This is a genomic window from Jonquetella anthropi DSM 22815, assembly GCF_000237805.1.
In the GTDB taxonomy this organism is placed as follows: Bacteria; Synergistota; Synergistia; order Synergistales; family Dethiosulfovibrionaceae; genus Jonquetella; species Jonquetella anthropi.
This window is the reverse complement of record NZ_CM001376.1, coordinates 882,196-903,109: the sequence shown is the minus strand read 5'-3', so window position 1 is coordinate 903,109 and position 20,914 is coordinate 882,196. Positions and strand designations below refer to the sequence as shown.

Genomic DNA, 20,914 nt, shown 5'->3' with positions numbered 1-20,914 from the left:
GAATGAGTCAGAACGAAGATATTCGGGTGTGCCAGGGGAAAGCCAAGGACGAGATGGACGAACTTCTGGCGACCACCCGTCTGGTCAATCGGACCATGCAGGGCCGCCGGGAGGGCGAGACCCTGGACTACAGCAAACTCGCCAAGGCTTTAGGGACGTTTTCAACGGCGAACGCCTACCTGATCGGCTGCGACGGCCGCGTGCTTGGCTACTCGTGGCAGGAGGGGTACAGCAGCAAGGTCCTCGAGACGAGTTTTAGGCAGGGGATAATGCCCGAATCGCTCGTCGAGCGGGTCAACCATCAGCGCGAGACCGTCGTCAGCCATGCCGACGCGTACCTCTTCGACGACGCGGCGCAGAACCCGTCGGAGAAGACCGCCCTGTTCGTGCCGATTTACGGCGGCGCAGAGCGGCTCGGAACGCTGATCCTTTCCCGGCTGGGCGCCGAGTTCAGCACGAAAGACCTCGTTTTGGCCGAGTATTTGGCGACGATCGTGGGGCTTGAGATCCTGCACGATCGGGGGCGGCAGATCGAAGAAGAAGGCCGGGAGCGGCTGATCGTCCAAATGGCGATGAGAGCCCTCTCGTATTCGGAGATCCAGTCGATTCGCCATATCATCGAAGAGCTGGACGGCTTTGAGGGCGTCGTCGTGGCGAGCCGCGTCGCTGACCGGGTTGGGGTGACCCGGAGCGTGATCGTCAACGCGTTCCGCAAGCTGGAAAGCGCTGGCATCATCGAGAGCCGCTCGCTCGGCATGAAAGGCACACATCTGCGCATTTTGAGCCCGCTTTTTGTGAGCGAGATAGGAGTCTCGTTTGATGGACGGTGATCGATCGGTGAGAGTACTGACCTACTTCAGCCCGCCGGCTCGGACTCGCTGGCTAAAAAAGGCCTCTCGTGCGTTTCTTGCTACAGCTACCTTCTTTGCGGCGCAGGGCGTCGTTTTCGCTTCCTCAGTCAGCCAGGCCGAATGGGACGCGCTGACGCGCAAGGTGCTGGGCAATTACGAGGAGTCTAAAAAGGCTTCCCACAGAAAGGTGAATCTCAGCCCGAGCCCGGTTCAGGTTTCTCAGCCCCGCACAGCTGACGTCGCCCAGTCCATCAGCAGTTTCTTCAGGCGGTTTAACCCCCAACTCTCCCAGAAGACCGCGGACCAGTACAGCCAGTACGTCTGTGAGGCCAGCGCTCATTTTGGCGTGGATCCTGCACTGATGGGGGCGCTGATCGTCCGTGAGTCTGGCGCAAAAGAGAAGGCCTTGTCCCGGTCTGGGGCCGTCGGGCTGACGCAGGTCCTGTGGAAAGTGCACAAGTCGACGCTTCCGAAGGCTTTTTCCCAGATCAAAACTCGGAAGGACTTGTTTGAGCCGGAGAACAACATCTGGGCTGGGACGTGGATTTTCTCCGGCTACCTGAAAGGCGCCGGGGGGAACGAAAAAGCTGCTCTCCTGAGGTACCTGGGGCGGAATAATACCCTGTACGTCCAACAGGTTCTGGCATATCGGAAAGAGATTGCCGCGGGCCGTTAGGTTCGTTTCCCCCCTTTCTTTTTCACAGTGAATTATGATATTCTTTTGACGAAGCTCGAAGCTCAGTTTTTCCGGGATGAAAGAGCATACATGAGATGAAACGAGGAGGAAAAGTCATGGAAAGACTGGTCAACGACGTATATCTCTCCGGGGTTCTCCACTTTCTGAAGGGCAATGATCGGGGCGAAAGCAGACTTGGCAAGTACGTTGAGTTCTCACTGAAGCGTGAATTTAAGGACACCGACGGGTGCGACCGAATTGACTTTCTGAGAATGCGCGCTTTCGATCAGTCGCTGCAGGACTGGATTCTTCAGCAGGAAGAGGGGGTCCCGGTTTGGATCGCCGGTGAACTCCGGTCATCGCTTGGCAGCGGACGTAACTACGTGTTGGTGACCCGTATTCAGAAACTGAATCAGATTTAGCACTCTCGCTTCACAGCGAACCAGAAACAAAAAAACCGAAAGGAGTCTCACCCAGAGCAATGGAACAGACGGAAGCGAAAACCGCGTCATCTCTGCTTCCCGGAGATGTTGTCACCGGGACGGTCGAACAAATCATGCCATACGGAGCGTTTGTGCGGCTCTCCGACGGTCAGCGGGCGATGATTCACATTTCCCAGCTTTCTCACAGGTTCATTAAAAAGGTCGAGGACGTCCTTCAGCTCAACCAGGAGGTCAAGGCGAAAGTCACCAAGATCGACGAGCGGGGGCGAATTGACCTTTCGATGAAGGTTCTCGAAGAACCGATGCCCGCTCCGCGTCCGTCTCGCAGTTCCTCGGCGCAGTTCGGCGATGGGGACGACTTTGAGAAAAAACTGTCCTCGTTCCTCAAGGTGAGCGAGGAAAAAATTTCGACTATGATGTCCAAGAACGCCAAGAACGGGCGGCCTCCGCGCCGCAAGGGCGCGCGCCCGTAAGGATGAGAGGCCCCTTTTTAGGGGGGCGCTCGGTAGGCTCAGCCTGCCGCCGGATTGTGGAAGGCCAGATGGCGTCTCGGCGGTTCAATGAGAGGGCTTTGATTGGTGTCGGATCGTACTGTTCCTGGGGATATCCCCAGGTCATCGTTTGCCGACCGCTGGTTGGCGCCCGTCCGTTTCCGACCTCGTTTTGGCTAACCTGCCCTTGGCTCGTCAAACAGTGCGGATGCCTTGAGTCAGCTGGCGGCGTCGGTCAGTTGGAAGCCTTTCTCGCGGACCGGGGGGCGCAGTGGCGCGACTATCAGAGGCGGTACGCGGCTTTTCGGCTGTCGCTGCTTTTGCCTCATCAGGAGGCTTTTCTGCGGCGGTTCTGCCGTCCGCTCTGGATCAGCATTGCGAAGCGAGGCGTCGGAGGTCTCAGAACTACCGAGCTCCCGTCGGTTAAATGCCTTCACCTGCAGGTGGGGGCTTGGCTGGGAATGGGAGAGCATCCGGCCCAGTCTTGGCTTTCTGATTCCATTGGCCCGATTGATTGTCCTGATCGAGCGTGCTCCCGGTTTGAAGAAAATGTATTCTGACGGCAAAATCACTTTGAGGGCTTGAAAAATCAGCTCGAATTGTGTATCATTCCCCAGTGACGCGTCGTCGAGAGTCGTTAGCTCAGTCGGTAGAGCACCGGACTTTTAATCCGGGTGTCGCGAGTTCAAGTCTCGCACGACTCACCATTGGTCCCATTGTCTAGTGGCCTAGGACACCGCCCTTTCACGGCGGTAGCGCGGGTTCGAATCCCGCTGGGACCGCCACCATGCCGACTTAGCTCAGTTGGTAGAGCAGCGCACTCGTAATGCGCAGGTCTCCAGTTCAAGTCTGGAAGTCGGCTCCACGAAGTTTTGCCCCGCGGAAACGCGGGGCTTTTTTGTATCTTTCCGGCCTTTGCCGTTGAACCATGCGGCAGTCGTTGCGCCAACTCGTCCGACTTGATACAATATGTTCTGATATTGTGCCAAGTTTACCGTCCGCAGGGTTCAGCGAGGCTGGAACTGGACGTGGGAAAAGCGAAAGGATACGGGATGTTTTCACCAGTCAAGCAAATTGTGCTTCTTCGGCACGGGGTGACAGACTGGAACTGTCAGTCCCGGTATCAGGGGCGCAGTGACGTGTCGCTGAACGAAGACGGCAGGCGGCAGGCGGCTGCTTGCCGCGACGTGGTTCAAGGCTGGAATCCCCAGCTGATATTCACGAGTCCGCTCTCCAGAGCGACCGAAACTGCCGTCTTGGCTTCCGGCAGGTCCGTGGGCGATATGACCGTCTGCCCGGAGCTCTGTGAAATATCGTTCGGCAAGTGGGAGACCTGCACGAGAGATGAAATCGCGTCGTCTTGGGCGGATGCCTACGCGAGCTGGGGAGAAGATCCCGATTCAGTCACTCCCCCGGACGGCGAGTCGTTCCTGTCGGTTCGGGAGCGTGCGGCGGGCGTTCTGCGGCGCGCCGCCCAGTCGGAGGAGGCTCGGATATTGATCGTGAGCCACGGCGGGACGCTTCGGGCTTTGCTTGCTGAGGCGCTTGGGGCGCCGAGCCGCGCCACTTGGAGGTTCTGCCTGAATAACTGCAGCCTGACCGGGCTCGAATATTGGAACGGCCAGTTTTGGCTCAGCTTTTCCAACGACTGCCGGCACCTCAGTTCCTGCTCGCGGCCGACCGCTATGGACGCTGAGGGCGGGCTTGACTCGGAAAATGAAAGATTTGACCTGTTTTCTCGATCGTAAGTGAGACTCTCTGTTACAATAATTTGTTGGACAGTTCTCAAAACTCTTGTTTGGAGATCGCAAACGGAAGGGGAATTTTTTAATGTTGATTAAACTGAAAATTTGCCTGTTGGGTTTGCTGCTGACAGCTGCCATGGTCTCGAGCTGTTTTGCGGCTACGGTGGATCACATCAAGGTAGTTGGCAACACTACCGTGTCCAGTGACTACGTGCTTTCGATCGTGAAGACAAAACCCGGTGAAGAGGCGAATCAGCAAGTCGTTTCAGACGATATTAAAGCCATCTTCAACTTGGGGTATTTCTCGAACGTCGACGCGCACTTTGTAACCGGCGACGACGGCCTGACGCTGGAGTTTCAAGTGACTGAAAATCCTGTGGTTAAGGATATTCAGTTTGAAGGCAATACGCTGTACAAAGAAAAGACGTTGAAAAGCCTTCTGTTTACGAAGCCGGGTATGACGTTCAACTCAGCGTTCTTCCGCAACGACCTTCAGCGGCTGCGGGATCGTTTCCAGAAGGACGGATACTCGATGACCCGGATCAAAAATGTTGAAATGCACGATGGCGTCGTCGTCGTACAGCTGGGGGAAGTGCGGGTCGGCGAGGTCGTCATTCAGGGCAACAAGCGGACCAAGTCGGCGGTTATTCGCCGCTATTTCCCGATGAAAACAGGCGACATGCTCAACGCGACCACGCTGCGCCGGTCGGTTGGCAAGCTTCGCTCCCTTGGCTATTTGAGCGACGTTTCAGTCGGTTTTGAACCGACTGACGATCCGAATGTTGTCGATCTGATCCTGACCGTAACGGAGAAAAAGAGCGCCGCGCTGACCCTTTCGATTGGTTACGGTTCGAGCAGCGGTCTGAGCGGCGGAGCCAGCTTCAGAGAGTCCAACTTCGGCGGCTGGGGCCGCGTCCTTGACGTGGGATTTGACAAGGGCGACTACAGCAATTACTGGATCAACTTCTCCGATCCGTACATGGACAAGAAGAACTTTTCTTGGAAGGTCAGCGGGTACTACTCGGAGGACGACGAGCTGACCTACCGGGACGAGCAGTTGGATATGTTCAAGTTCGATGAAAAGCGGTACGGAGCGTCGGTCGGTATTGGCAGAAAGTTCGGCCGAAAAGGTGAACTTAGCTGGTTCTTCACCGCGGACTGGCATAAAAACGAAGTGACGACCGGCCCGTATGCGGCTGACAACAGAGCCCTTGCGGCTAAATATGGCGTCTCCGCCGCCGAGATTGAGAAGTTCTACACCGACAACGACTCGTTGAACACGAAGATTTTTTCGACCACTCTTGAGCTGACTCGGGACAACACGGACCCGTATCTGCCCTACGCGAAGGGCGACCGCGAGACTATCGGCGTTCAGCAGGCGTGGGATGTCCTTGGCGGCGACAAGTCCTACACGAAGTATTGGGCCGAAGCTTGTTTCTACTATCCAATGCCTTGGCTTCAGGACTTCGTCAAGTTGGGGATGACGGAAGACCGTCCGGCGGTGTTGGCGCTCCGAATCAGAGGTGCTGACTCGAGCAGCGACAGCCTGCCGTTCTCTGAGCGGTATTCTATCGGCGGCGCGCGGACTGTCCGCGGCTACGAGTCGTCGTACATGCGCGGTGTGCGCATGGCTCTGGCCAACGTGGAGTTCCGAGTTCCTATTGACGAGAACTTTTCGATTGTTGGGTTCTATGACATCGGTCGGGTCTGGCGCGGCGGCACGAGGGCGCCCTTCCTTCCTTCGACGGTTGATTCTGACGAGTGGCTGAAATCGCCGGGTGTCGGGATTCGCTTTAAGTCGCCCTTTGGCCTGATTCGCGTCGACGTGGCTCGGGGCGATCGGCCCAACGGCAAGAAAGAGACCGAGTACCACTTCGGTTTCGGCGAGATGTTCTAATCGGACCTTTTCTGAAATTGGAGGGGACGGGATGGGAAAACAGACCCTGAGTCTGGCAGAACTTGCTGAGGCTGTAGGCGGAAAGGTTTCTGGAAACGGCCGGCGGAGTGTCTCCGGCGTTTCTCCGGCAGGAGTCTTTGACGCCGACCGGCTGAGCTTCGTGGACTCGCCAGAATTGGCCAAGTCTGTCCCCTCAGAAGTCCCTGTCTTAGCTGAGGAAGGTAAGTTCCCTGCCGGCTATGACGGCGTTATCGTTAAGTCGTTTCGCCAGTCGATGGCCCGAGTCCTAGCCCTTTTCGAGCCCCGCACGCCTGTATGCCCCGGTGTTTCGCCTGCGGCCAGCGTTTCCCCCGGCGCGTTAGTAGACGCTTCTGCGTTCGTCGGCCCGTTCTGCGTCGTCTCCCGGGGAGCAAAAATCGGCCCCAACGTCAGGCTGACGGCTCGGGTCTACGTCGGTGAGGATGTTCAGGTCGGCGAGGGAACAGTCCTTGAACCAGGGGTGACCATTCACCGGAGATGTTCCGTTGGTAGAGACTGTTATGTCGATGCCGGTACTGTGATCGGAAGCGACGGTTTTGGGTTTATTCCCGGCGGGCCGGATTCGAGCCCTGTGAAGATACCTCAAATCGGCGCGGTGAAGGTTGGCGACCGGGTGTCGATTGGCGCCTGCGTGACGATCGATCGGGGCACAATTGGCGACACGACGGTCGGTGACGACACAAAGATCGACAACCAAGTTCAGATCGGCCACAACGCCCAAATCGGCCGCAACTGCATTATCACCAGCCAGTCCGGCCTGTCTGGCAGCGTGGTAATCGAAGACGGCGCGATTCTCGCCGTCAGGAGCGGGATTCAGGACCACCGGCGGGTCGGCCGCGGGGCAGTTGTCGCCGCGCTTTCCGGCGTGACGAAGGACGTTCCCGCTGGCGCCGTTGTGTCAGGCTTTCCCGCCAGAGACCACAGGGAGGACTTCAAGACCCTAGCTCTGATTCGGCGGCTGCCTGAGCTGTTCGACCGGCTGAAGCGGCTAGAGTCCTCGAAGCAGGCCGACTGATGCGGCTGACGCTGAAAAATCCGATTCGCTTCGACGGCGTAGGACTTCACTCGGGCGAGCGCACTTCTGTTCAGCTCCTTCCGGCTCCTTCAGGGACCGGGTATCAGGTCAGGTTTGGCAGCGAGGCGTTCCAAATTTCCCATGCCCAGCGGAGCGGGGACGGCCGCGGGACCGTCCTGTCGTTTGGCTCGCACAGGCTGATGACAGTGGAGCACATGTTGGCGTCGCTGCGCGGGTTGGGTGTTGACGACGTCATAATCTGCCCAGATGGGATTGAGGCGCCTCTGTTGGACGGCGGCGGACTGGAGTACTGCCAAGGGCTGGCCCAAAACGGCTTTGCTGAGCAGTCGGGCGATCGAGACTTTTTCTGTGTTGCCGCGCCTGTTGCCGTGCAGTCGCCAGACGGTCGAAAGGTTACTGCGGCGCTGCCGGATGACGCCTTCCGTATTACTTATACGATTGACTACTCCGGCACTCCGATCGGGACACAGACGGCAACGGTCACCGTTGCCCCGGAGACGTTCATCAGGGAGCTCGCCCAGTGCCGGACGTTCTGTCTGGAGGCGGAAGTTGAGGCAATGCGAGCGGCCGGCCTTGGGCTCGGCGGGACGGTTGACACGGCCTTGGTTGTCGGAAGTGAAGGGCCTCTGGGCGGCAACGAGCTCCGCTGTTCGGATGAGTACGTTCGCCATAAGATGTTCGATTTTGTGGGGGATTTAACGTTAATTGGGCGTCCCTTGAAGGGACACTTTATTGGTATACGGGCCGGACACGCGATGCACCTGAAGCTGGTTGACAGGCTCGGTCGATGCGCTGAAAAATGCTAATGTGCGGTATGAGGAGACGAAGACATGTACGACGCGGAAGATCTGAAAAGCATTTTGCCTCACCGGTACCCGTTCCTTCTAGTCGATCGAGTTTTAGAGCTTGAGCCGGCAAAATCAGCGAAGGCAATCAAAAACGTCACGTTCAACGAGCCGTTTTTTCAAGGGCATTTCCCCCAAAAGTCCGTGATGCCTGGCGTCTTGATTTTGGAGGCTTTGGCTCAGACTGCGGGCGTGATGCTCGCTAAAGGATTCGGTCTCGAAGGGGCGGTTTCCTTTTTGACCGGCGTTGATAAGGCCAAGTTTCGGAAGATGGTCGTTCCGGGCGATCAACTGGTCATGGAGGTTCAGATGATCAGAACGCTCGGCCGAATGGGCAAGGTCAGCGCGACAGCGAAGGTTGACGATCAAATGGTCGCCGAGGCAATCCTCAGTTTCGCTCTTTTACCTAAAAGTTCGGAGGATGACCTCCGGAAGGAGGGAGAAAAATGACAGTTCATATTCACCCGACGGCAATCGTTTCTCCCAACGCGATATTGGGTGAGGGAGTCGAAATTGGTCCTTTCTGCATGATTGGAGATCACGTGACCATCGGCGACGGCACGGTCATCAGGCCGATGGTTCGTCTTTGCCAGTATGTTACTGTTGGGAAAAAATGCGTCATCTATGAAAGCGCGATCATCGGCGCCGAACCGCAGGATATGGGTTTTAAGGGCGAGGAAAGCTACGTCTGCATCGGCGACCGAACGATTATTCGGGAACACGTAACGATTCACCGCGGTACCGGGGCGGGACAGCGGACGACTGTCGGCAGCGACTGTCTGCTGATGGACAGCGTTCACGTAGGACACAACGTTTCCATCGGCAACAACGTGATCATTTCAAGCAAGTCTGGCTTGGCCGGATATGTTGAGGTGGGCGAGCATACGGTCATCGGCGGTTTAGCCGGCTTTCATCAGTTCCTGCGCATCGGCGAATACTGCATGGTCGGCGGTGCGTCGAAAAACGTCCAAGACATCCCTCCCTTTACGCTGGTGGACGGCCACCCGTCCCGGGTCTATGGCCTGAACGTGGTCGGATTAAAGCGCAACGGGTTCTCGCAGGAAAAACGGCTGCTGCTTCGGCACGCATATCAGCGCATTTACCACAGCGGACTTCCGATTCGTCAGGCTGTGGAAGAGCTGGCTAAGAATGCTACTGACAAGGACGTCCTGCGGATCATCGAGTTCTTCCGAAGCTCGAACCGGGGCCGCGGCGTCTGCACTTGGCCAAAAAGCCGCGGTCACGAACAGGATCGGTAGGCTGGTGTTCAGGTTACTGGCGCTTGACGTCGACGGCACTCTGACCGACGGAGGCGTGTTCATCGACGGGGCCGGTCACGAGTTTAAGCGTTTTCACGTTCGCGACGGCTTAGGCATTGCGATGTTTAAAGGAAGCGGCGGCACGGTGGCGCTGATCAGCGCCCGCCAGTCCGACGCTACTTTGGCTCGCGCGAAAGAGCTGGGTATGAAAGTCGTGATGAACGGTAAGGGCGAAAAACTGCCCGCTCTTCAGGAGCTCTGTCGGGAACTTGGAGTTTCTCAGAGCGAGACGGCCTACGTCGGCGACGATCTGAACGACTGTGCCTGCATTCGCTGGGCTGGGTTCGGCGCTGCAGTGGCTGACGCTGTCTCAGCTGCGAAAGAGGCTGCCGACTGGATTACCCAAAGCGGAGGAGGTTTCGGGGCTGTCCGAGAAGTTACGGACGAATTGCTTCGGCGTAATGCCGCGGAGTTGCAGAATGAAATGTTGCCGCACGCTTGACCGATATATTTCAAAAGAACTTGCTGGGCCGTTCCTGTTCGGCGTGATGGCTTTTTCTCTCATCATGGTGGCAGGCGGTCTGTTGTTCAAACTCGCCGACCTGATCATCGAACGAGGAGTTTCTCTCGCCGTGGCAGGTCGGCTCTTTGTGTACGAGCTGCCCGGCGTGGTCGTGCTCACTCTGCCGATGTCGTGCCTGCTGGGGGCCCTTTTGGGCTTCGGCGCGATGTCGACGAACAGCGAAGTCGTCGCTTTGAAGGCGTCAGGGATATCGTTTTGGCGAATGAACTGGCCGGTGATTTTCTGGGCGGTTATCATCTCTATCCTCTCTCTGATACTGAACGAGACCCTTGTGCCTTTAGGTCAGCGGGCAGCTGAAAACGTGATGACCTTTGAGGTGGCCAAGCAGAAGCCTGTTTTAATTAAACAGGAGGTCTTCCTTCAGGCTCCCGGCGGCCGGGTCGTGTATGTGGGCAAGCTGGATCCGTCCAGCGGCAGTATGTCCAACGTCATCGTGCAGGAGCTGGCGAGCGGCAAATTGACCCGAATCACGGTGGCGCCGAACGGTCAGTGGGTGAGCGGAATCTGGTATCTGACTGACGGGGACGTCTACGAGATGAAGGAACCCGACGGCGTCGCACACTTGTTTCACTTTGCCAAGCAGGAGCTGCCGATTTCTTTAACCCCGCGTCAGATTGCTAACACGTCGGTCAAGCCCGACGACCTGAGCGTCTCTGACCTGTATCGGTATATTGCGGCGATGAAAATGCAGGGCAAAGATATTTCCGCCCTGTGGGTCAAGTTCCATTTCAAACTGGCCGTCCCATGGGCGTGTGTCATTCTCTCGCTGATCGGGACGTCGCTCGGCGTCAGCCACCAACGGCACGGCAACCGAAGCGTTGGTTTCGGGCAGAGCATTTTAATCGTGTTTCTGTACTACGTCCTGATGTCGGTCGGAAAATCGCTTGGCCAGGCCAACGCTCTCCCTCCGGTGGTCGCCGGTTGGCTGCCGAATATCATTTTCTTAGTCGCTGCCGTCTTTCTGATCCGAAGGGCTGATCGATGAGCGGCAAACTGGCTCTTGTGGCCGGTGAAGGACGGCTGCCTTTGGCAATTCTTCAGGGACTTCGTCGGCGGGGTGAAACTGACCCGGCCGTCTTTTTGCTGTCCGACGATTCCGCTCCTTGGACCGATCTGGGCTGCGCGTTTAAGTCGGTGAAAAATCCGCTGGCCTTTGGGGTGATCCTGACGTCCATGCGTCTTGCCGGCGTTCGGCGGCTGATCCTTGCCGGGCGGGTGCCCAAGAAGCTGATGTACGACCGAAAGAACATGGACGAGACGTCGCGGTCGACGTTGGCAGAAGCGAGCGAAAGAAATGACCACAGCCTGCTTGGGGCTGTGGTCAGAACTATTGAACGGTTTGGAATCCGCGTCGTCCCGTATGAGGACGTCGTGCCGGAAATGGTGGTTTCAGAAGGACAAGTCTCTTCCGGGCGCCCCAGCGAAAACGAGATGGCAGACGCTCAGTACGGCTGGTCCGTCTTGGAGAAGATTTTGCCGCTGTCGTTCGGTCAGTCCCTCGTGGTGGCGGACAAAAGCGTCATCGCCGTTGAAGCGATGGAGGGCACCGACGGCATGATCGAGCGAGCAGGCGCGCTGGCCGGCCGGGGCGTCCTCGTCAAGGGCATGAGAAGAGATCAGGACCGACGGTATGACTTGCCTGTTGTTGGGCTTCGCACGCTGCATAAAATGGCCGACGCCGGGCTGACCGCCCTATTCCTTCAGGCCGGCAGCGTCTTGCTGCTTGACGAGTCGTTTGTCTCTGAAGCTGATAAGCTGGGGATTGCTGTGTGGGGGGTGTCGGCGTGTCAATTTTCGTGAGCACTGGAGAAGTCTCCGGGGACCTGTACGCCGCCGGATTGATTTCTGAGCTGCGCCGCGCCGGGTACGACCAGCCGATCTGGGGAATGGGCGGTTCGTTAGCTGCCGGCCTTGAGCGGTATTGGAGCAACGAGAGCCTGCAGATCATGGGCCTTTCAAGTGTTTTACGCGGGATCCCGCGGATTTTTCGGCTGAGCAGTCAGATTGTCGAACAGGTGATTCGGCGTCGGCCGGACGCTGTCGTGTTGGTGGACAGCCCGGACTTCCACGTTCCGCTTGCTCGCCGCCTCCGCCGCGCCGGCTTTGACGGACCGATCGTCGACCTATGCCCGCCTACAGTGTGGGCCTGGCGCCGGGGCCGAGCAAAAGCGTTGAAGAAGTACTGTACCCTGTGCCTTCCGCTGTTCGACTTTGAAGCTCGGGTGCTGAAAACTCTCGGCGTGCCGGCGGTGTGGGAAGGGTACCCGCTGATTGACGATGTCAGCCGTTGGAACGTCGGAGCGCCGAATGAGGACGAGAAAACCGTCGCCTTAATGCCTGGAAGCCGACTTCGTGAAGTTCGCTCCCTGCTGCCGATTTTGGAACGGGTCGGAATTCGGCTGAGAAAGAGCGGGTTTCGGCCAGTGCTCTCTCTGGCGTCAGGGCTGCGCGCCGAAGGGGCCCAGCTGATTCGGTCCAACAAGGCAGGGCTGCCGGTTTTTGAAGGTCCAGGACGAGAGCTGATGGCCCGGTCTCGGTTTGTCGTCGCGGCCAGTGGAACTGTGGCCGTCGAAGCGATGCTTTTAGACCGGTTCATGGTCGTCCTGTACCGGGGAAGTCTGTTTGAGTGGTCGGTGTTTAACCTGCTTCGGCTCACGCCCTTTGTGTCAGTTCCTAACGTGCTAGCCGGCTGGCAGGTATACCCCGAACTGATCCAAGATAAATGTCGGGAAGATCTGATTTGGAAGGCGATTCGGCGGTACGTTTCCAGTTCTGACTTCCGGTCGAAGGTTCATCGAACCCTCGCGGCCAACCGGCGGAGGATGGGCACCCCAGGAGTCTTCGCCCGGTGGGCCCGCCGCGTTTTGGAACTGATGGAGCATCGGCAGTGAGGCTGGCGATCCTCTCCAACGGGCCCGGCGAGGTGTGGGGGTGGGCGCGGCCTGTTCTCAGTGCCGCGCGGGCTCGGGGGTGGAATGCGTCCATTTTTCTGCTTCCCTGTCCGTTCGCTTCCGGCCGGGAGGAAGCGGCCCTGCAGTCTCTCGGAGTCCCTGTGACCCGCTACGGTTCTGCGCTGCACGCCTGGTTCGCGTTTGGGGAAAACGCCGGTTTTGACGCGGTCCTTCAGCTGGGCGGCGACCTGATGTTCGGCCGTCGGTTGGCCCAGGCCAACCGAGCCGTCTTGGCGTGCTACACCTACGGGATGAAAAAAGGCCTCGGCCATTGCGATTTGGTCTTAGCTCCCCGCGAAGGGCTTTTAAGTGTTTCCTCAGCGCAGATTGTCGGCGACTTGGTGCTGGACAGCCTGAAAGCCGGGGACGGCCTTTGGAAAAGACCGTCGGGAGCTCGGCTGATTCTCGTCCCAGGGAGTCGGCCGTCGATTCGCTCTCAAGCTCTTGGCTTGCTGAAGGAAACCTGCGAAAAGCTTCGTCAGGTCAGGCCGGATCTTGAAGTAAGAACGCCGCTTTCGCCGTTTGCTTCCGATAACGAGTGGGACAATTGGCACCGCGCCGGCTTGTACCCGGTCGAGGGAACGATTGCGTCAGTTGCCGGCGGCGCTGACTTTGCGATCACTCAGCCGGGAACGAATACGCTTGAACTGATGTACCTGAGAGTGCCGTTTTTAACGGTGCTTCCGTTTTCGTTCCTCGCTAAAATTCCAGTAGCGGGGCTGCTGGGTATTTTGGCGCCTCAGTTCCTGCGGTCATTCTACGTTAAGCGCGCGGCCGTGGCTCGGAAGGGAAAAATGGCGTGGCCCAATCGAATGACCGGCCGGGAGATTGTCCCCGAGCTGGTCGGTGACCTTTCATCCGACGATTTGTCTGACGCCTTGTCGTCGCTATTATCTGACCGGGACCGACTGACGTCCCTTCGTCAGAAGCTGGAGGGGCTCGCTCAGGCTGTGAAGCCCGGCGCTCCGGATCGTATCTGTGATTTGCTCGAAGAGAAGGTGACCGCTCGCCATGATCGCTAAAAATTCCACGTCTCGAAGAATGCTTCGTCTCGTCGCACCGTACTGGCGGCGGCTCGCGCTGGCTGTGCTCTGCATGGCTGGCGTCGCGTTCTGCGCGGTCGTTCCGCCTTGGCTGATGAAGAACACGGTCGACGACGTGCTGATCAGCCATCGGGGAGATCTTCTCAATTACATTGCCGCCGCGATTGTGGCTTTTTTTATTTTAAAAAACATCTGCGCTTACTGGCAGAAGTACCTGATGAACTGGGTGGGCCAGCGGGTCGTTCTCAACCTGCGGCAGGACTCATATGCTCACCTTCAGACGCTCTCATTTCGGTATATCAACGCCCGCAACGTTGGAGAACTCCTCTCGCGAGTCACCAACGACGCCAACGTCCTGCAAACGACCGTCAGCGGCGTGTTGGTCGATTTAGTCGTCCATGGGCTGAGCTGCGTCGGTATGATCGGGTACCTGTTCTACCTGAACTGGCGACTGATGGCCTACACGGTGGTCATTCTGCCTTTTGTCGTGGTTGTGCTCGACAAGACGTCCAAGCGGCTTCGCCGGGTTGGCCGCAAGACCCAAGAGCACGTTGCCGGGCTGACAGCCGTCGCAGAAGAAGTTCTCGGTGCGATTCGCATTGTCCGGGCTTTTGCCACTGAGCCGCAGGAACTCGACAGGTTTGAAGAGGCAAACGAAGAGAACTTCAAAGTCGTCATGAAGGGGGTTCGGCTGAACGCCCTCTTGACTGGCTGCGTTGAGGTTTTCCTTATCTTGGCGCTGTCCGTAATCCTTTGGATCGGCGGGAAAGCGGTCATTGCGGGTCGAATGTCGCCCGGCGAGCTGGTCGCGTTTTTAGGAACTATGGGATTCTTGGCCAGTCCAATTAACGCGTTTACCCGCGCGGTAAGTCAGCTCCAGTTCGGCGTCGCCGCGGCCGAAAGGATTTTCGAGCTTTTGGACAACGACGATCGGATCGTCTCGCCGCCTGACGCTGTGGATCCGGGGCGGGTGACCGGCAAAGTGGACTTTGAAAACGTCTGGTTCTCCTACGTGGAAGAACAGCCTGTTCTCCGCGGGTTGGACCTTCACGTTCGTCCCGGCGAAAAGCTGGCGATTGTCGGCTCTACCGGCGCAGGCAAGTCGACGCTGGTTGACCTTGTCCAACGCTTTTACGATCCCCAGAGCGGCCAGGTGCTGATTGACGGCCGGGACGTGAGGACGCTTAAACTCGACTGCCTGCGCCGTCAGATCGGCGTCGTCCCGCAGGACCCGATTTTGATGAAAGGCACGATCAGAAGCAACATCACCTACGGCTATGATGGAACCGACGAGGAAGTCAAGACGGCGGCCCGCATGGCAGGTATTGACGCGTTCATCGAGTCGCTGCCGGACGGGTATGACTCGCCGGTTGGCCCGCGGGGCGTGACGCTCAGCGGCGGCCAGCGCCAGCGGGTCGCCATCGCTCGGGCGGTCATTCGGGATCCGCGGATTCTTATACTCGACGAAGCCACATCGTCCTTGGACGCAGCGGTGGAGCTTCGCATTCAAGAGGCAATGGAAGCGGCCATGAGAGGGCGTACCAGCTTCATTATCGCCCATCGGCTGTCGACCATTCGTTCGGCCGATCGGATCGTGTTCCTCTCTGATGGGCGCATCATCGAGTCAGGAACCCACGACCAGCTGATCGCCCTGAACGGCGGCTATCAAAAACTTTTCGCGCTCCAGTACGGCCACAACCGATGAGCCGGCTGCTGCAGTCTTACCTTCAGTACGCCCGAGGGGAGGTTCCCGGCTCGGCGTGGGCCCTCCTCCGTCCGCTCAGCTGGCTTACCGGCAAATTGTCATCCGCGCGTGACTGGATGTACCGTCACGGCGTCAAACGGTCCATGGAGGCGCCGCTTCCGGTTATCAGCGTGGGAAACTTGACCACCGGCGGGACGAACAAGACGCCATTCGTTGAGTATCTGGCCAAGCACATGGTCCGTCAGGGGCTCGTCTGCGGTGTGGTAAGCCGCGGTTACGGTGGGGTGAGCAGAACGCCGCTCGTCTTCCGAAACGGAAGGGCAAAACGTTCGGCAGTCGGCGATGAACCGCTGCTGCTCTCCAATAAGCTGAAAGAAGTGGTCGTGGCCGTCTCGCCTGACCGCTTTGTCGGGACAGAATATCTGGCCCGGTGCGGCTGTGACGTTGCCGTCGCCGACGACTGTTTTCAGCACCGTCGGCTCGACCGAGACTGCGACATCGTCCTCGTCGATGCCACCTGTCCGTTTGGCAACGGACAGCTTCTTCCTGGTGGCATTTTGCGGGAAAAGATCTCGGCGATAAGCCGGGCCCATCTGATTGTGCTGTCTAAGGTTGATCAGGTGACGGACGGCCAGCTCATGGAGATAGAGCGAAAGCTCGCCCAATACGTTCCGTTGAGCCGCGTTTTTCGCTCCCGACTTCGCATTGCCCAGTGGGGAAATTTTGAATCGGGCCGTCTCGCGCCAAGCGACTTTTATCCGAAAGACAAGAAGCTGGCAGCTTTTTCTGCGATCGGCAACCCGCACAGCTTTTTGATGACTCTTCAGCAGGCTGGCGTTCGGGTTATTTCGTCCGCTCAGTTTAAGGACCACCACCGCTTTACGCCCAGTGACCTGAACCGGATTGCCGCCAATGCCCTTCGGGCTGGGGCATGCGGTCTGACCTGCACGGAAAAAGACACGTACAACCTTCCATCCGGGTGGAAACCGCCCCTTCCCCTTTGGGTGCCCCAGGTTGAAACAGCCTTGGAAGACGAGGATCGGTTCTGGTCTTACCTGACCGACTGCCTGAAGCCTCAACTTGTCGTGGCCTCAAATGGGCACGGCGAGGACGCCATCGGGGCGGTGGTGGCAAAAAAGCTGAAAGCCCGGCTCCCTGACGCCCAGGTCGTCGCCTTCCCGGTTGTTGGGATGGGCAGTTCGTACCGGGCGGCTGGGATCTCAGTGGTTCCGCCGCCGGCAGTCACCCCGTCAGGCGGCGTGGTGAAGTACCGCTTCCGGGATCTGATCGGGGATATTCGAGCCGGACTTTTCGGGCACATCAGGGCGCAGATATCCTGTTGGCGAAAGCTTCGGTATGCTCTGCGGACGCCTGTCTGCGTCGGCGACTCGTATATGCTGTTGCACGCCCTGTGGGGACAGGGGCGATCGCCCCTGTTCGTCGCGACGGCGAAGACGGTTCACATCAGCGGACATATGAAAATTGAGCGGTGGCTGTACAGGCGGAACACCCGCATGATCTGGACGAGGGACGACGCGACTCGTCAGGAGCTGGCGGAAAACGGCGGCTCCGTGCGGTTTGCCGGAAACCCGATCATGGATTTGGCGGAACAGGTACCAAGCATGCCCAGTTTGTGGGAAAATGGTCGAAGGATTTTGGTGCTTCCAGGCAGTCGGGACAGGGCATACAGGGATCTTCCCTTGCTGCTTGACGCGCTGGAACTCGTAGCGCGGAAGGCCCCCGTGTCAGCTGTGCTCGTGGTCGCCTCGACTATCTCAACCCAACGTCTTGTGCGCGCTGCCTCAGGGTGGCATTTTGACGAAACGGGATCGGTGCCGTCGCTGAGAAAGAACGGCCTGACGGTGAAGGTCTTTTCCGGCGAGGTCTCTCAGGCAGCCCGCGGGGCAGAAGTCCTTTTGGGACTGGCTGGAACGGCCAATCAAATCTGCGCGGGACTCGGCATTCCCGTCGTCTCGGTGGACGAAAAGGGTAAACGAGTTCAGAAAAAACTTCTCGCCGGATCTGAAATCCTTGTCCCTAAAAGCCCGGTCGCTCTGTCAGATGTGGTTCTTGGGCTGTTGGACGACCCGCAGTCTATGGAGAAAATGGCTCAGATCGGACGGAGTCGCCTCGGTTCGTCCGGAATGGCCGATGACCTGGTGAACTGGGCGGCTGAGCACCTAGGCTGGGAGCGCCGGTGCCAGGTCTGGCGGAGCCTGCAAGAGAAACGAGAGGAGACGTCTAAGGATGTCGGTGAAAATCAGTAATTTTTCGATAGGTGACGGTTCTCCGTTGGCGGTTATTGCCGGCCCTTGTGCGCTGGAATCCTTGGAACTGGGGCTACAAGTCGGCGGGGCTCTGAAGGAGATCTGCTCCCGGCTGGGGCTCAACTACATATTCAAGGCGTCGTTCGACAAGGCGAACCGAACTTCTATTCACAGCAAGCGCGGCCCGGGAATTGACCAAGGGCTGGAATGGCTCGGGACCATCAAGGGAGAGTTGGACGTCCCCGTTTTGACCGATATTCACGAGAGCTGGCAGGCAGAGCCTGTGGCTCAGGTGGTCGACGTCCTTCAAATTCCGGCGTTTCTCTGTCGGCAGACCGACCTTTTGGTTGCTGCGGCTAAGACTGGTCGGCCTGTGAACGTGAAGAAAGCCCAGTTTCTCGCGCCAGGCGATATGAAGTCAGTCATTACGAAACTTCACGAAGCCGGGAACGACAACGTGATGGTCTGCGAGCGGGGAACCTCGATGGGGTATCACCAGCTCGTCGTGGACATGCGGTCGCTTCCAATCATGCGCTCGCTTGGCCGTCCAGTAGTTTTCGACGCGACTCACTGCGTCCAGATGCCCAGCGGACAGGGGGACAGTTCGGGCGGCGACCGGCGTTTTACTCTGCCGCTCGCTCGGGCCGCCGTGGCGATCGGAGTCGACGGCCTGTTCATGGAAGTTCACCCGAAGCCGGAAGAGGCGTTCAGCGACGGGCCGAACATGGTCCCACTTTCCATGGCGGAAAGGTTCTTGACTGATATTGCTACAATCGATCGGCTCGTTCGGTCCGACCTTGGGCCGGTGGAGTTGGACTGGTGCCAGAAATGACCCACGTGACCCTGCCGGCGGACAGGACGCCGGTTCAGATTGACGACGCCAAGTTGCTTCAGGTTGGGACGTCGGTCCTGCGCGAAGAGGCCAGCGAATTGATTCGGGCGGCTGACCGAATGGGAGAGTCCTTGTGCAAGGCGGCCCGTCTGGTTGCCGGCTGTCGGGGAAGGCTGGTCGTTTCCGGCATGGGCAAGTCTGGTCACGTCGGGCGCAAGATATCAGCTACTCTGGCGTCGCTTGGCACGCCGTCGTTTTTCGTCCACGCTGCTGAGGCCGCCCACGGCGACTTGGGCATGGTGCGTCAGGAGGACGCGGCCCTGCTCATCAGCCACAGCGGGAAAACTGCTGAGGTCGTCTCGCTGGCGCCGTTTTTCAAGCGCCTTGGCGCACCGGTGATCGCGATCACTGGAGATCTTTCGTCTCCTTTGGCTGCCGCCAGCGATCTTGTTTTAGACGCGTCGGTGCTTCGGGAAGCCGACCCGCTCAACTTGGCCCCCACCAGCAGCACGACGCTTCAGCTGGCGATCGGCGACGCGCTGAGCAGCATGGTCACAGTGCTGAGAGATCTGAAGCGGGAGGACTTCGCTCTCTTTCACCCGGCGGGCAGCCTAGGCAAGCAGCTGCTGCTTCGGGTCTGTGACGTGATGGGAACAGGCGACCGCCTTCCTCTAGTGCGGGCAGAAACTACCGTTCAGTCGTCGATTTTTGAAATGACCAGCAAGGGCTACGGCGCGACGATCGTCGTCGATGACCAAGGCCGCCTGCTTGGAATTTTTACCGACGGCGACCTGCGACGCCTGCTGACAAAGTCAGGCATTGAAGCGCTAAACTTGCCCGTGTCGCAGGTCATGACCCATTCCCCCCTGACGATCAGCGGCGACCAGCTGGCGGTTCAGGCCGTGCGGCTGATGGAGCAGAAGGAAGTTTCTGTGCTCATCGTGACCCGCGGCGAGTTCCCTGTGGGGATCATTCACCTGCACGAACTGCTCCAGAGCGGAGTCGCGTGACATGTGGCTCTACGGCGCGCTTTCCGAGCTGGTTTTCTCTGGCTGTGCCCGGCTGATTGACCGAAAGTACACCGAAGGTCTGGATGAGCGCCACGGCTGGTATTCGTCCCGGGTGCCCCGCGGCGCTGTGTGGGTTCACGCGGTTTCAGTAGGCGAAGTTCAGTCCGCCTTGCCTCTGGTGACCTGCATCACTGAAGAGGCTCCTGAGTTGCCGGTCTTGGTAACGACGGTTACCCAAACCGGAGCGGCGATGGTTCGCCAGCTCATGCCGAACGTCGTTCACGCCTATTATCCTTGGGACGCTCCGTCTATCGTGTCCCGCGCTCTGGGTGAATTGCGGCCCCGGTGTTATGTCACCATGGAAACGGAACTTTGGCCTGTCATGACGGATCGGCTGTACCGGGCGGGGATTCCTGCCTTTCTCGTGAACGGCCGGATCTCCGACCGAAGTTTTCATTCTTACCGCCGGTTGAAATTTTTTTGGGGATCTGTGCTGGACCGGTATCGGGTGATTATGGCCCGAGATTCGGAGGACGCAGAGCGATTCAAAGCCATTTGTTCTCATCCGGAACGGGTCATCGTGACAGGGGAGAACAAGACTGACGCCCTGCTGATCCGCCGGCAACAGGAAAAGCTGCCAGTCTTTGACGAGCCGGACCGGCCGATCATTTTGGCTGGAAGCACTCATCCCGGCGAGGACGAAATCATTCATGAAGCGTGGCTGGAAGTGAAAAAGCGCTGTCCGGGGGCCCGCTTAATAATCGCGCCACGGCACCCGGAGCGGGCCGAAAGCGTGGCAGAGTTGTTTTCTGGCTGCGGCGCTGTCTGTCGCTTCTCAGCTCCCACTTTAGGCTGGGACGTCATGATCGTCGACAGAATTGGGAAGCTCTTTTGCCTGTACGGGACGGCGCAGGCGGCGTTTGTTGGCGGAACACTCGTTCCCCGCGGCGGTCAGAATGTTTACGAGCCTGCTGTTTGGGGATGCCCGTTTTGCCTTGGTCCCTCCTATTCGGATTTCCGGGAGCCAACGGAAGAGCTGCTTCGGCTCGGCGTTTGCCGTCTCGTCTCCGACGCGTCCAGCATAGCGGAGTTTTTTATCGGCGCCCTGAACGAGAACTTACGGGATAAAATTGCAGAAAGCGCTCGTGTTTTTTTTGATGGGAAACTAGGCTCTGCCAGAAGAAGCTGGCAGGAAATAGACCGACAGATGACCGAACTCAAGGGGCAATGGAGATGAAAAA

Annotated in this window: 21 protein-coding genes and 3 tRNA genes; all 24 read left to right on the top strand. The window is 58.4% G+C overall.

Features of this window, described 5'->3' with window-relative positions; translation table 11 throughout:
- The first annotated feature begins 2 nt into the window (after nucleotides 1-2).
- The 24 genes from codY (at nucleotide 3) to JONANDRAFT_RS04065 (ending at nucleotide 20,910) form a co-directional block, all read left to right on the top strand.
- Nucleotides 3-830, top strand: a complete 828-nt coding sequence (gene codY, locus JONANDRAFT_RS04180) for a GTP-sensing pleiotropic transcriptional regulator CodY (RefSeq protein ID WP_008522899.1) — start codon at nucleotides 3-5, stop codon at nucleotides 828-830.
- Complete coding sequence (locus tag JONANDRAFT_RS04175; RefSeq protein ID WP_008522897.1) at nucleotides 820-1,527, top strand: transglycosylase SLT domain-containing protein; 708 nt, start codon at nucleotides 820-822, stop codon at nucleotides 1,525-1,527. Before codY ends, JONANDRAFT_RS04175 begins: the two co-directional genes overlap by 11 nt.
- A 116-nt stretch (nucleotides 1,528-1,643) precedes the next feature.
- A complete protein-coding gene (locus JONANDRAFT_RS04170) occupies nucleotides 1,644-1,949 on the top strand; it encodes a hypothetical protein (RefSeq protein ID WP_008521214.1) in 306 nt (101 codons plus the stop codon).
- Between the two features lie 59 nt (nucleotides 1,950-2,008).
- Complete coding sequence (locus tag JONANDRAFT_RS04165; RefSeq protein ID WP_008521213.1) at nucleotides 2,009-2,443, top strand: S1 RNA-binding domain-containing protein; 435 nt, start codon at nucleotides 2,009-2,011, stop codon at nucleotides 2,441-2,443.
- Nucleotides 2,444-2,445: 2 nt separating this feature from the next.
- Complete coding sequence (locus tag JONANDRAFT_RS04160; RefSeq protein WP_008522896.1) at nucleotides 2,446-3,021, top strand: DUF501 domain-containing protein; 576 nt, start codon at nucleotides 2,446-2,448, stop codon at nucleotides 3,019-3,021.
- 71 nt (nucleotides 3,022-3,092) lie between these two features.
- Nucleotides 3,093-3,168 (top strand) — tRNA-Lys (locus JONANDRAFT_RS04155).
- 2 nt (nucleotides 3,169-3,170) lie between these two features.
- Nucleotides 3,171-3,246 (top strand) — tRNA-Glu (locus JONANDRAFT_RS04150).
- Nucleotides 3,247-3,250: 4 nt separating this feature from the next.
- Nucleotides 3,251-3,326, top strand: a tRNA-Thr gene (locus tag JONANDRAFT_RS04145).
- Between the two features lie 187 nt (nucleotides 3,327-3,513).
- Complete coding sequence (locus JONANDRAFT_RS04140; protein WP_008521211.1) at nucleotides 3,514-4,209, top strand: histidine phosphatase family protein; 696 nt, start codon at nucleotides 3,514-3,516, stop codon at nucleotides 4,207-4,209.
- An 82-nt stretch (nucleotides 4,210-4,291) separates the two neighbouring features.
- Nucleotides 4,292-6,103: a BamA/OMP85 family outer membrane protein gene (locus JONANDRAFT_RS04135; RefSeq protein WP_008521210.1), complete on the top strand. Its 1,812-nt coding sequence runs from the start codon at nucleotides 4,292-4,294 to the stop codon at nucleotides 6,101-6,103.
- Between the two features lie 31 nt (nucleotides 6,104-6,134).
- On the top strand, nucleotides 6,135-7,157 hold the full coding sequence (lpxD, locus tag JONANDRAFT_RS04130) for a UDP-3-O-(3-hydroxymyristoyl)glucosamine N-acyltransferase (RefSeq protein WP_008521209.1): 1,023 nt from the start codon (nucleotides 6,135-6,137) through the stop codon (nucleotides 7,155-7,157).
- Nucleotides 7,157-7,984 carry a UDP-3-O-acyl-N-acetylglucosamine deacetylase gene (lpxC, locus tag JONANDRAFT_RS04125; protein ID WP_008522895.1) on the top strand — a complete coding sequence of 276 codons (828 nt, stop codon included), beginning with the start codon at nucleotides 7,157-7,159 and terminating at the stop codon, nucleotides 7,982-7,984. Before lpxD ends, lpxC begins: the two co-directional genes overlap by 1 nt.
- Nucleotides 7,985-8,008: 24 nt before the next feature.
- Nucleotides 8,009-8,473, top strand: a complete 465-nt coding sequence (fabZ, locus tag JONANDRAFT_RS04120) for a 3-hydroxyacyl-ACP dehydratase FabZ (RefSeq protein WP_008521207.1) — start codon at nucleotides 8,009-8,011, stop codon at nucleotides 8,471-8,473.
- Nucleotides 8,470-9,282, top strand: a complete 813-nt coding sequence (lpxA, locus tag JONANDRAFT_RS04115; protein ID WP_008521204.1) for an acyl-ACP--UDP-N-acetylglucosamine O-acyltransferase — start codon at nucleotides 8,470-8,472, stop codon at nucleotides 9,280-9,282. The genes fabZ and lpxA overlap by 4 nt, the downstream gene beginning before the upstream one ends.
- 4 nt (nucleotides 9,283-9,286) lie before the next feature.
- Nucleotides 9,287-9,784, top strand: a complete 498-nt coding sequence (locus JONANDRAFT_RS04110; protein WP_008521202.1) for a KdsC family phosphatase — start codon at nucleotides 9,287-9,289, stop codon at nucleotides 9,782-9,784.
- Nucleotides 9,762-10,850, top strand: a complete 1,089-nt coding sequence (gene lptG, locus JONANDRAFT_RS04105) for an LPS export ABC transporter permease LptG (RefSeq protein ID WP_008522894.1) — start codon at nucleotides 9,762-9,764, stop codon at nucleotides 10,848-10,850. The genes JONANDRAFT_RS04110 and lptG overlap by 23 nt, the downstream gene beginning before the upstream one ends.
- Nucleotides 10,847-11,665, top strand: a complete 819-nt coding sequence (locus JONANDRAFT_RS04100; protein ID WP_008521198.1) for an LpxI family protein — start codon at nucleotides 10,847-10,849, stop codon at nucleotides 11,663-11,665. Before lptG ends, JONANDRAFT_RS04100 begins: the two co-directional genes overlap by 4 nt.
- Nucleotides 11,650-12,756 (top strand): lipid-A-disaccharide synthase, encoded by a 1,107-nt coding sequence (locus JONANDRAFT_RS04095; protein WP_008522893.1) that lies wholly within the window; start codon nucleotides 11,650-11,652, stop codon nucleotides 12,754-12,756. The genes JONANDRAFT_RS04100 and JONANDRAFT_RS04095 overlap by 16 nt, the downstream gene beginning before the upstream one ends.
- Nucleotides 12,753-13,838 (top strand): glycosyltransferase family protein, encoded by a 1,086-nt coding sequence (locus tag JONANDRAFT_RS04090; RefSeq protein ID WP_008521194.1) that lies wholly within the window; start codon nucleotides 12,753-12,755, stop codon nucleotides 13,836-13,838. Before JONANDRAFT_RS04095 ends, JONANDRAFT_RS04090 begins: the two co-directional genes overlap by 4 nt.
- Nucleotides 13,828-15,564, top strand: a complete 1,737-nt coding sequence (locus JONANDRAFT_RS04085; RefSeq protein ID WP_008522892.1) for an ABC transporter ATP-binding protein — start codon at nucleotides 13,828-13,830, stop codon at nucleotides 15,562-15,564. The genes JONANDRAFT_RS04090 and JONANDRAFT_RS04085 overlap by 11 nt, the downstream gene beginning before the upstream one ends.
- Nucleotides 15,561-17,831 carry a tetraacyldisaccharide 4'-kinase gene (gene lpxK / locus JONANDRAFT_RS04080; protein ID WP_008522891.1) on the top strand — a complete coding sequence of 757 codons (2,271 nt, stop codon included), beginning with the start codon at nucleotides 15,561-15,563 and terminating at the stop codon, nucleotides 17,829-17,831. Before JONANDRAFT_RS04085 ends, lpxK begins: the two co-directional genes overlap by 4 nt.
- The gene (kdsA, locus tag JONANDRAFT_RS04075; protein WP_008522890.1) at nucleotides 17,812-18,663 is read left to right on the top strand and encodes a 3-deoxy-8-phosphooctulonate synthase; all 852 of its coding nucleotides are present in this window, start codon (nucleotides 17,812-17,814) and stop codon (nucleotides 18,661-18,663) included. Before lpxK ends, kdsA begins: the two co-directional genes overlap by 20 nt.
- Entirely contained in the window at nucleotides 18,660-19,673 is a 1,014-nt protein-coding gene (locus JONANDRAFT_RS04070; protein ID WP_008521190.1) for a KpsF/GutQ family sugar-phosphate isomerase, read from the top strand. The genes kdsA and JONANDRAFT_RS04070 overlap by 4 nt, the downstream gene beginning before the upstream one ends.
- A gap of 1 nt (nucleotide 19,674) precedes the next feature.
- Complete coding sequence (locus tag JONANDRAFT_RS04065; RefSeq protein WP_008522889.1) at nucleotides 19,675-20,910, top strand: 3-deoxy-D-manno-octulosonic acid transferase; 1,236 nt, start codon at nucleotides 19,675-19,677, stop codon at nucleotides 20,908-20,910.
- Nucleotides 20,911-20,914 lie beyond the last annotated feature (4 nt).